Consider the following 10,428-nt stretch of genomic DNA (forward strand, 5'->3'; position numbering starts at 1 on the left):
TTAGTTTCCCCCTGCAATCTGTTGTATTCTCGTTATAATGACTTGCAAATCATCCCCGGAAAGCGAGCGAGGATCGATATCAAAATACCCCTGGCGAACGCCGTAATCCCTGGTGTATACGGCAATATCGCCTTCGCGAAGCTGATCGTTCATGGACTTCGCACTAACCCCGGCCGCATGTTCATCGACTTTCACGCGCCCCCGGAAGATCGCCCTTCCCGCTTCGTCCTGCACAATGGTGACCTCAATGCCCGGCAATTTCGATAAGGACTTCATTTCCTCCAGCGCCGCTTTCTCCTGCTCACTCTTATCTTCCTTCACCATATACTCGTCCAGCGCCTGAAGCAATCCAAACGTTGTTTCCTTGCCGACCTTCATACTGCGCCCAATACCATGCAGCTGCGCTTTCACCCACTCCACATATTGGCGTTTGCCGCCGACAATGCCGGAGGTCGGGCCTTCAATTGCCTTGGATCCGCTGTATATGGCCAGGTCCCCGTATTTCACATATTTCTGGATATCCTCTTCAGCAGCAGCATCAATGATTAACGGAAGTCCATGCGCCTGAGCCACTTCTGCCGCTTCTTCCACCGAGATCATATTTTTCTGCACGCAGTGATGAGATTTCACGTACAAAATGGCTGCAGTACGCTCATTTATCGCTTCCGCGATATGCTCCTTGCGCCCTTCGTTGGCATACCCGACTTCAACGACCTTGCCACCTCCGAGATAAACCATCGTTTCAACAGGTGCCCCATATTGCACGTTATGTCCCTTAAACATGATAATCTCGTTCTTCGCGATTGGCTCCTGGTGTAATCGGTCACTGCGCCTGCGATTGCCTTCGGTGACGATTCCAGCCACGGAAAGAGCGATTCCGCTGGAAGCGGAATTGACAACAACCGCTGCCTCGGAACCGAGAATTCGCGCCATGTAATCGCCTGCTTTATCAACCAGATCCGCGATTTCCACGTAACTCTGCCCACCGATCCGCATCGCTTCCATGACGGTATCCGTCGGTGCCGATACGCCAAGAATACTCATGCGCCCGCTGGCATTAACTACGCGCTTCAACCCATATTTAGCATGTAATGAATGATCCATTGACTACCACTCCTCTGGCTTCGATATATCGATCAGCGATCCGGGTCTCCCCTTCGGAATCCATTAAACTCATAGCCTCCTGCTGCATCGCAAACAGTGTCAGGTGAGCGGCATCGCCGACTTGGATTCGGCCAAGCTCCGGACGGCGCAGCCATCCTGCTGCATGGTCCGTTACCGCTGAGATCACCTCCTGCAAGCTGTATCCCAAATAAAGGAACTTCGTCAGGACATTAGCCAGGCTGTACACCGGGCCATTGATGCGATTCCCGCGATAGATATCAGTGCTGATCGTGTCAGGTTTAATCCCTTGGGTCTTGGCATACTCTGCCACCAAGAACGAGAAGCTTGCCGTTCCATGGCCCACATCCAGATGAACGCCACGAGCTATCGCCTCCACCAGGGCAGGAATCGGCTTTCCGTCGGAATCAAATAAATTGTTGGCCTTCCCATTTAAATAATGAGTGATAATGTCATCCTTCTGAAGCAATTCCAATACTTCCTCAATCGGCGGTGGCCCGGACCCGATATGTACCATTAGCGGCAACGACGTTTTTCCTGATATTTTTCTTGCAAGACGAAGCGGCTCTACCCCATTCTCCTTGACTACGCTTTTGCTGATTCTGGCCTTGAGTCCAATGATCAGATCTGGATAGGTGCATACCGCCTTTGTTGCCTTCTCAGCATCGATCCATTCCAAACTGGACAACTCGTCGACCCGCTGCAGACCGATATGGGAAATATTCAAAAAAGCAAACACATTCGTCTTGGACCTTGCAACCTCGGCTGCCAGTTCTCCAATTGTATCCGCGCCACAGCTCCCTGCGTCGATAATGGTGGCAACCCCTTGCTTTACGCCTATCTCGTCGATGGCATCTCCGTAAGGCTCCAGCTTAGCGACCGCATGGACGTGCATATCGATCCAGCCGCTGGACACATATAGTCCCGTACCATCAAAACTGTTAGCACCGAGTGCCATGTTCGCATCCGTTATTTCGGTTATGAACCCGTTCTCCATGACAATGTCAAAAGGTTTATCCTCATGCACCGTCTTTACATTGCGTATAATAAAACGCTGTTCCAATATCTTCATAACTTCACTCCTTCAGCCTTGCCGGACCAGCCTTAGATCCTCTATCCCGTCGGTCTACATTGTATAAGTTGAGTGTCGTGATTATAGCATAGCACAGAACGTGCGTTACGTGAATATAACGTTATAATGTTTGAGTCCTATTTCTATATTTATTAGAATGATGCAATGAAGGGTTGCGCTCTTGCTCAGTACGGGTATGGGTATGGTTCTAGTTCTAGTTCTGTTTTCCCCGTGTTATCTCCTTCCATATGCAAAAAAACTGCCTTCGATAGGCAGTCTCTTTGTTCGTTCTATAGTCTAGACCTTCTTCATTCATCTTCCGGATTTCCAAGTACTCTTTTTTGTTAAACCTCAACCTTCCGGTCGATGAGGTAAACTGTTGCATACAAGATCAAGGCGGCCATGATCACTTCAAAAGCAAGTCCCCCCCATGCTAATGTATATTGCATTGTCGACACCGTAATGTCTGCTTCTTTCTCGAAAAATGAAATGTTAGCCATAGGGCCGACCCACGCTGCCTCATCTCCGAAGAGTACTTGGCTAAGCCAGCCAAGAACATATTGCAATACGAAGAACACCAGAATGCCGATCCATGTACTGCCCTTCTTCGTGATGCTCCTGGACACGGTAATTGCAAAAAATATCGCAATCATCAAATAGATGAATTTCCATACCATCAGCAGGGCAAACCCGACATAATACGAAACGGGAACATCAGCGAAATTGATATTTTCCCAAATGCCGGCTGAGCTCCAGTAATACCATAAATGCAGAGCCATCAATATGCCAAGTGCCAGCAAGCTTACACATGCAAGTAAAAGTGATGAAACCACATTCCACACGGAACGTACGGGGAGTAAACGCCGGTGATATGCCTTTATGTTATAGCCGAAGTTCTTTCCAGTGACTACAAGAAGCAGAACACTCACAGAGCCATAAGCCAGCATACTTAAAGCCAACTTTACTCCAAGCTCCCAATCTTTTATAGAGCCCGTTACGGTGATCGCTATCTGAACGATGAGAAGGATCGCGAATGCGCCGAGCAGCGTGGTCGAGTTTCTCTTCCAGTCGTATTTGAACAGTTTCATCATTCAGCATACACCTCTTTAAACATCTCATCCACGCTTTTTCCGTGTTTTAGGCGGATGTTCTCAACTTCGTCATGCATCACTACTTCGCCGCCCTGAATAAAGATCACTTCATCAAATATCCGCTCAATATCCCGAACCAAATGGGTTGAAATGATAATGCTGCTATCCTCATTGTAGAATTCAACTATCGCATCCAAAATTTTGCCCCGGGCTACCGGATCCACTCCGCCAATCGGCTCATCCAGCATATACAGCTGGGCTTCACGGGACAAAGCCAGTGTTAACTGCAGGCGCTCATTCATTCCTTTGGACAAGGAACTGATGCGGTCTTGGGTCTTTAAATTCATGAATTCCAACATGTTGCGGGCCTTCTCCACATTAAAGTCCTCATAAAAATCTTTAAAATATGCCACCGCATCCGATACCTTCATCCATGATTCCGTCACGGGCCGGTCCGGCATAAAGGAAACGATGGCTTTGGTTTCCAAGCCGACCGGTTTGCCATTCACGTAAGCGCCGCCCTTTGTCGGCTGCATCAACCCAGCCGCAATCTTCATGAGCGTACTCTTTCCGCTGCCATTGGTGCCCAGCAAACCAATGATTTTTCCACCGCTGATATCCAGATTGACATCCTGTAACGCTCTGCGACCACCGGCATATGTTTTGGTCACGTTCCTTACCTGTAACAGATTCTCCACCGTGATTTCACCTCCACTATGGATCATGGCTGCTTCACAGCATCTTCCACGATCGATATGATGTCCTGATCTTTAAAGCCAAGCTCCTGCATACCGCGAATAAAGCGTTCCAGCAGATCGCCGGCCATTTCTTTTTTGATTTCCATAATTTTGGACTCCTCGCTTGTCACGTATCGGCCCAATCCTCTCCGTGTCTCCACAATACCCTCACGCTCCAATTCCTGAAAAGTTCGCTGCACCGTGTTTGGATTTATTTGAAGCTCACTCGCTAATTCTCGAACCGATGGGATTTTATCACCAGGCTGCAGTTTACCGATGATGATTTCTTTCTTTAGATACGTCATGATCTGTAAATAGATCGGCAGATTATTGTCGAATTCTATACTCACTGTCGGGTTGCTCCTTTCCGCCGCTCTACCTCGAACTCAGGTCCCTTATGCGACATCCCGTTTTTTAAACGTAACAAAGCCTATCGCAAGAAACAAGAGGAGATATACAGCGAGCATCATCATTGAGAATGTTAAACTCATGCCTGGAATCGGGGAGCCTGCCCCTCCGCTGTACATGGAGAGATCCACGTTCAGAAACAGCAGGTATTTAGACCAGGAGTAACGCGCAAGCAGCTGTACCACCATACTTTCCATAATGACCATGAACATGCCGATGCCGATTGCAGGACCGGTAGATCTCGTTAGAATGCCTACCATAAAGGTTAGCGTTACATAAACGATCGTATACACCAGGTTGTTCACTGCTCCAATGAGCACATCTCCAAGCGTAACGGAGCCGACATCCATACCGAACGTAATTTGACCAGTCAGCACGGCTACAGCAAACATGAAGGCCACCAGTGTTAAGATGTAAATCAATACGGCAACATATTTCGATGCCAAAATCTTGGTGCGGCTCTGTGCACGTATAAGCAGCAATTTGATCGTTCCCATGCTGTGCTCCTTCGCTACGGCTCCGGCCGTCACGACAATGGCAAGCAAAGTCAGTACTTGCCCCATTCCCTTGGTTGTTACTGCTATCTCGGCAAATTCATAACCGGTACTGCCCCCACCGGAAAACTTATAGAGCAAGAACGCCATGAAGATCACCATTCCGGCTAAAAGCGCATATGGCAGAAAGAAGCTGCGTTTCTTAAACATTTTGAGCCATTCATTCCAGACGAGATTTCCAAAGCTACGCAATGCGGTTGCCTCCTGTCCATTTTAAGAATTCTTCTTCAAGTGACGATTTGATCTCTTCTACCCGGTAAATCCGTACCCGTGCATCACACAGTGACTGGATCAACCCAGGAATACCTTCTTCATGAAGTTGAAGGGTAATGGTTCCTTCTTCCATTTGGGTGTTGAGCAATGTGATGTTTTGTAAGTGTCTAATCGTTTGTTCAGCCATGGCCACGTCATTCACGCGGAAGCTTACCGTGGTAAATTCTTCATTAACGACTGTCCCCCCGATAGATCGCTCCGTTACAAATTTACCTTCCTGGATAACGACCACGCGGCTGCACATCAGTTCCATCTCCGACAGCAGGTGACTAGATACGAGAATGGCAATCCCCTCATCTTTGGCGATTTGCTTCAAGTAATCCCGCATCTCGCGGATACCGGCTGGATCCAGGCCGTTCGTCGGCTCGTCAAGAATGAGGATGGATGGATTATGCAGCAAGGCCTGCGCTATTCCAAGCCGTTGGCGCATTCCCAGGGAATAAGCACGCACCTTCTTGTGGATGGCATCCTGGAGCCCAACAAGCTTAACAACCTCCATGATTCTCGTGATGGTCACACCCTCGGACATCCGCTGGTACTGTCTCAGGTTGTCATAACCGCTCATGTACGGGTAGAATTCCGGATTCTCGATGATGCCCCCGATATGACGAACGGCTTGAACGAAGTCCTTCTTGATACTATGTCCTTTCACCTGTACATCGCCATGGGTCATCTCAATCAACCCTACAATCATTCGAATGGTTGTTGTTTTGCCCGCGCCGTTCGGTCCAAGCAAACCAACGATTTCACCGCGATGAATGTCAAAGGAGAGTCCATCGACAATGTTCTTCTTTCCAATCGTTTTGGTGACTTGTTCAACGGTCAGAACGACGGGTCCTTGCTTGGTATTCTTCCTTTCCGTGGAGGCTGAATCGTGTACTCCGTTCTTTAAATCCGTTGCGGCATTCTCTATATTGGTTGTTGCCTCATTTGATGCGTTCCTATTCATGGTTCTTCATTCACTCCTTCATGTATCGGTGTCATAGTTAAATAGTACACTAGTGTCTTGGTTCTGTAAAGCCCAATTTTTTGTTTAATATTTCGTATTGACATCCAACCGTTGGATAATTATGATTAATTCATTCATATAACCAAAAGGTTATATTTAAAAGAGATGGGAGGACTCCAACTCTTGAGTGATATGTACCGCGCCGTTTCAGATCCCATCCGAAGGAAAATCCTAAATATGGTAGCTCATCGAGAACTTCCTCAGTTGGAAATCGTGAAGTCATTCCATATCTCACAGCCGGCTGTAAAAAAGCATCTTGCTATCTTGCTGGAAGAGGAGCTGTTACTAGAGCGAAGAGAAGGCAAGTATTGCTACTACCGATTGAATACCCCGACTTTTCAGCGAGGGTATGCGGAACTTCAACAAGAGCTTGGCTCTATTCTGGAGAATAAGTTAAGCAGACTTAAACAATATCTTGAGGAGGAATCATAGGTATGGACTCTATTTTTAACCATGTTCAGCGGGAGATTGTCATCCATACAACACCCGATCGTGTATGGAAAGCATTGACCGATCCGCAAGAACGCAATCAATGGGAGACTCGCCATTGTGAGATCGATCTGAAGGTAGGCGGTCAAGTCGCTCTTGATTACGGCTGGGGCGTATCCTATGTTGGTACGATTGAGGAACTTATCCCTTACAGAAAACTCACGCTCAAGGGAGAGGACCAGGAACTTACTATTTGGACCATTGAACCACATACCGAGGGAACCTTGGTCCACATCGAGTACACGGGATCATGGTCCAATGAGCGAGAGTATATGATGATGGATAACATGGCCTTTGGTACATACCGATTCATGCGGAATATGAAGAGCGTGCTGGAGACGGACCAAGATATTCGGTCCACCTTCTGGTCCAGCTGGATCGGCATGAACCATTATACATACCGCCGTGAGGGTATAGAGGGCGTCAAAGTCATTGAGGTGTTTCCCCATACACCAGCAGACGGTGTCATTGAGGAAGGCGATATCATTTCAAGAGCGGCTGGCCAGGTCATTCGGAGTTATGATGAGCTCGAGGATAAGGTCACATCGATGCAGCCTGGCCAGCAGATTGTCATCGAATTCGTCCGACATGGCGAACCCAGCAGCGCTATCCTTACGGTGCTGCCTTATGGACAGCGGAACGTGGTTGAAGCATAAGTCATGAAGTGCAGTAAGTAATGAAGTAGTTCAAATTATCTGCATATAGGAAAAGACCGTTATCGAGTAATCGATAACGGTCTTTATGGTTGTTCGCTTGGCGACGTCCTACTCTCCCGGGACCCTTCGGTCCAAGTACCATCGGCGCTGGAAGGCTTAACGGTCGTGTTCGGTATGGGAACGCGTGGAACCCTTCCGCCATCGCCACCAAACGGTTCAGATGCTTGATCACCTGAAAACTAGATACGAAACGAATTTGCAGCACATTGAAATATGTTTTGGATAAGCCCTCGACCGATTAGTATTGGTCAGCTCCATGCATTGCTGCACTTCCACCTCCAACCTATCTACCTCGTGGTCTTCAAGGGGTCTTACGAATTGGGAAATCTCATCTTGAGGGGGGCTTCACGCTTAGATGCTTTCAGCGCTTATCCCTTCCGTACGTAGCTACCCAGCCATGCTCCTGGCGGAACAACTGGTGCACCAGCGGTACGTCCATCCCGGTCCTCTCGTACTAAGGACAGCTCCTCTCAAATTTCCTACGCCCACGACAGATAGGGACCGAACTGTCTCACGACGTTCTGAACCCAGCTCGCGTACCGCTTTAATGGGCGAACAGCCCAACCCTTGGGACCTACTTCAGCCCCAGGATGCGATGAGCCGACATCGAGGTGCCAAACCTCCCCGTCGATGTGGACTCTTGGGGGAGATAAGCCTGTTATCCCCAGGGTAGCTTTTATCCGTTGAGCGATGGCCCTTCCATGCGGTACCACCGGATCACTAAGCCCGACTTTCGTCCCTGCTCGACTTGTAGGTCTCGCAGTCAAGCTCCCTTATGCCTTTGCACTCTTCGAATGATTTCCAACCATTCTGAGGGAACCTTGGGGCGCCTCCGTTACTCTTTAGGAGGCGACCGCCCCAGTCAAACTGCCCGCCTGACACTGTCCCCGTACCGGATTACGGTACCAGGTTAGAACCTAGATACGATCAGGGTGGTATCCCAACGTCGCCTCCACACAAGCTGGCGCTCATGCTTCAAAGGCTCCCACCTATCCTGTACAGATCGTACCCAAATCCAATATCAAGCTGCAGTAAAGCTCCATGGGGTCTTTCCGTCTTGTCGCGGGTAACCTGCATCTTCACAGGTATTAAAATTTCACCGGATCTCTCGTTGAGACAGCGCCCAAGTCGTTACGCCATTCGTGCGGGTCAGAATTTACCTGACAAGGAATTTCGCTACCTTAGGACCGTTATAGTTACGGCCGCCGTTTACTGGGGCTTCGGTTCACAGCTTCGGGATTACTCCCTAACCGCTCCCCTTAACCTTCCAGCACCGGGCAGGCGTCAGCCCGTATACTTCGCCTTACGGCTTCGCACAGACCTGTGTTTTTGCTAAACAGTCGCTTGGGCCTTTTCACTGCGGCCCCCTCGGGCTATTCACCCTACCGAGGCACCCCTTCTCCCGAAGTTACGGGGTCATTTTGCCGAGTTCCTTAACGAGAGTTCTTCCGCGCGCCTTAGAATTCTCTTCTCGCCTACCTGTGTCGGTTTGCGGTACGGGCACCTTCACCTGACTAGAGGCTTTTCTTGGCAGTGTGAGATCATGACCTTCGCTACTATAATTTTCACTCCCCATCACAGCCCAGCCTTATCGATGTGCGGATTTGCCTACACATCAGCCTCACTGCTTGGACGGACATCCATCAGTCCGCGTCACTACCCTCCTGCGTCACCCCATCGTTCATAACGGTTTACGGTGGTACAGGAATTTCAACCTGTTGTCCTTCGATTACGCCTTTCGGCCTCACCTTAGGTCCCGACTTACCCTGAGCGGACGAGCCTTCCTCAGGAAACCTTGGGCTTTCGGCGGATCAGATTCTCACTGATCTTTTCGTTACTCATACCGGCATTCTCACTTGTATGCTGTCCAGCGCTCCTTACGGTACACCTTCAACCTACATACAACGCTCCCCTACCCCTGATGCAAAGCATCAAGCCATAGCTTCGGTGGTGTGTTTAGCCCCGTTACATTTTCGGCGCAGAGTCACTCGACCAGTGAGCTATTACGCACTCTTTAAATGGTGGCTGCTTCTAAGCCAACATCCTGGTTGTCTGTGCAACTCCACATCCTTTCCCACTTAACACACACTTGGGGACCTTAGCTGATGGTCTGGGCTGTTTCCCTTTTGACAATGGATCTTAGCACTCACTGTCTGACTCCCGGATATAAGTCTATGGCATTCGGAGTTTGACTGAGCTTGGTAACCCTTGCGGGCCCCGCACCCAATCAGTGCTCTACCTCCACGACTCTCAATTCCGAGGCTAGCCCTAAAGCTATTTCGGGGAGAACCAGCTATCTCCGAGTTCGATTGGAATTTCTCCGCTACCCCCACCTCATCCCCGCATTTTTCAACATACGTGGGTTCGGGCCTCCAGTGCGTGTTACCGCACCTTCACCCTGGACAGGGGTAGATCACACGGTTTCGGGTCTACGTCCACATACTAAGTCGCCCTATTCAGACTCGCTTTCGCTGCGGCTACGGCTTCTCGCCTTAACCTTGCATGGGAACGTAACTCGCCGGTTCATTCTACAAAAGGCACGCCATCACCCTTAAGAATCGGGCTCTGACTTCTTGTAAGCACACGGTTTCAGGATCTATTTCACTCCCCTTCCGGGGTGCTTTTCACCTTTCCCTCACGGTACTGTTTCACTATCGGTCGCTAGGGAGTATTTAGCCTTAGCAGATGGTCCTGCTGGATTCATACGGGGTTTCACGTGCCCCGCACTACTCGGGATCCGTCTCGGAGGGAATATACTTTCGGCTACAGGGCTTTTACCTCTTATAGCGGGCCTTTCCAGACCTCTTCGCCTAATAAATTCCTTTGTAACTCCATGTGAGACGTCCCACAACCCCAGAGAGCAAGCTCTCTGGTTTAGGCTGTTCCGCGTTCGCTCGCCGCTACTGACGGAATCACTCTTGTTTTCTCTTCCTCCAGGTACTTAGATGTTTCAGTTC

9 protein-coding genes and 2 rRNA genes (1 of these 11 only partly in view) are annotated in these 10,428 nt (G+C 49.4%); 2 read left to right on the forward strand and 9 right to left on the reverse strand.

What is annotated here, in order from left to right; genetic code table 11:
• The 7 genes from MHH48_RS31845 to MHH48_RS31875 form a co-directional block, all read right to left on the reverse strand.
• Entirely contained in the window at nucleotides 1–1,104 is a 1,104-nt protein-coding gene (locus MHH48_RS31845; protein WP_076326251.1) for a DgaE family pyridoxal phosphate-dependent ammonia lyase, read from the reverse strand.
• Nucleotides 1,082–2,185: an amidohydrolase/deacetylase family metallohydrolase gene (locus MHH48_RS31850; protein ID WP_076326262.1), complete on the reverse strand. Its 1,104-nt coding sequence runs from the start codon at nucleotides 2,183–2,185 to the stop codon at nucleotides 1,082–1,084. The genes MHH48_RS31845 and MHH48_RS31850 overlap by 23 nt, the downstream gene beginning before the upstream one ends.
• 353 nt (nucleotides 2,186–2,538) lie before the next feature.
• The gene (locus tag MHH48_RS31855) at nucleotides 2,539–3,285 is read right to left on the reverse strand and encodes a hypothetical protein (RefSeq protein WP_076326252.1); all 747 of its coding nucleotides are present in this window, start codon (nucleotides 3,283–3,285) and stop codon (nucleotides 2,539–2,541) included.
• Nucleotides 3,282–3,983: an ABC transporter ATP-binding protein gene (locus tag MHH48_RS31860; protein WP_179090740.1), complete on the reverse strand. Its 702-nt coding sequence runs from the start codon at nucleotides 3,981–3,983 to the stop codon at nucleotides 3,282–3,284. Before MHH48_RS31860 ends, MHH48_RS31855 begins: the two co-directional genes overlap by 4 nt.
• Nucleotides 3,984–4,006: 23 nt before the next feature.
• Nucleotides 4,007–4,372 (reverse strand): GntR family transcriptional regulator, encoded by a 366-nt coding sequence (locus tag MHH48_RS31865; RefSeq protein WP_076326254.1) that lies wholly within the window; start codon nucleotides 4,370–4,372, stop codon nucleotides 4,007–4,009.
• Nucleotides 4,373–4,417: 45 nt separating this feature from the next.
• Nucleotides 4,418–5,176, reverse strand: a complete 759-nt coding sequence (locus tag MHH48_RS31870) for an ABC transporter permease (protein WP_076326255.1) — start codon at nucleotides 5,174–5,176, stop codon at nucleotides 4,418–4,420.
• Nucleotides 5,169–6,206: an ABC transporter ATP-binding protein gene (locus tag MHH48_RS31875; RefSeq protein ID WP_076326256.1), complete on the reverse strand. Its 1,038-nt coding sequence runs from the start codon at nucleotides 6,204–6,206 to the stop codon at nucleotides 5,169–5,171. Before MHH48_RS31875 ends, MHH48_RS31870 begins: the two co-directional genes overlap by 8 nt.
• Nucleotides 6,207–6,398: 192 nt before the next feature.
• Here MHH48_RS31875 and MHH48_RS31880 point away from each other — a divergent pair, with 192 nt between their 5' ends.
• Nucleotides 6,399–6,698, forward strand: coding sequence for a metalloregulator ArsR/SmtB family transcription factor (locus MHH48_RS31880; RefSeq protein WP_179090741.1), 300 nt, complete (start codon nucleotides 6,399–6,401; stop codon nucleotides 6,696–6,698).
• A 2-nt stretch (nucleotides 6,699–6,700) separates the two neighbouring features.
• The gene (locus MHH48_RS31885) at nucleotides 6,701–7,411 is read left to right on the forward strand and encodes an SRPBCC domain-containing protein (protein WP_076326258.1); all 711 of its coding nucleotides are present in this window, start codon (nucleotides 6,701–6,703) and stop codon (nucleotides 7,409–7,411) included.
• 95 nt (nucleotides 7,412–7,506) lie between these two features.
• Here MHH48_RS31885 and rrf read toward each other — a convergent pair.
• Together rrf and MHH48_RS31895 are read right to left on the reverse strand one after the other, a co-directional pair.
• Nucleotides 7,507–7,623 (reverse strand): 5S ribosomal RNA (gene rrf, locus MHH48_RS31890).
• Between the two features lie 66 nt (nucleotides 7,624–7,689).
• A 23S ribosomal RNA gene (locus tag MHH48_RS31895) occupies nucleotides 7,690–10,428 on the reverse strand (it continues 192 nt past the right edge of the window).

The sequence above is a fragment of the Paenibacillus sp. FSL F4-0100 genome, from assembly GCF_037993005.1.
GTDB lineage: Bacteria > Bacillota > Bacilli > Paenibacillales > Paenibacillaceae > Paenibacillus_AQ.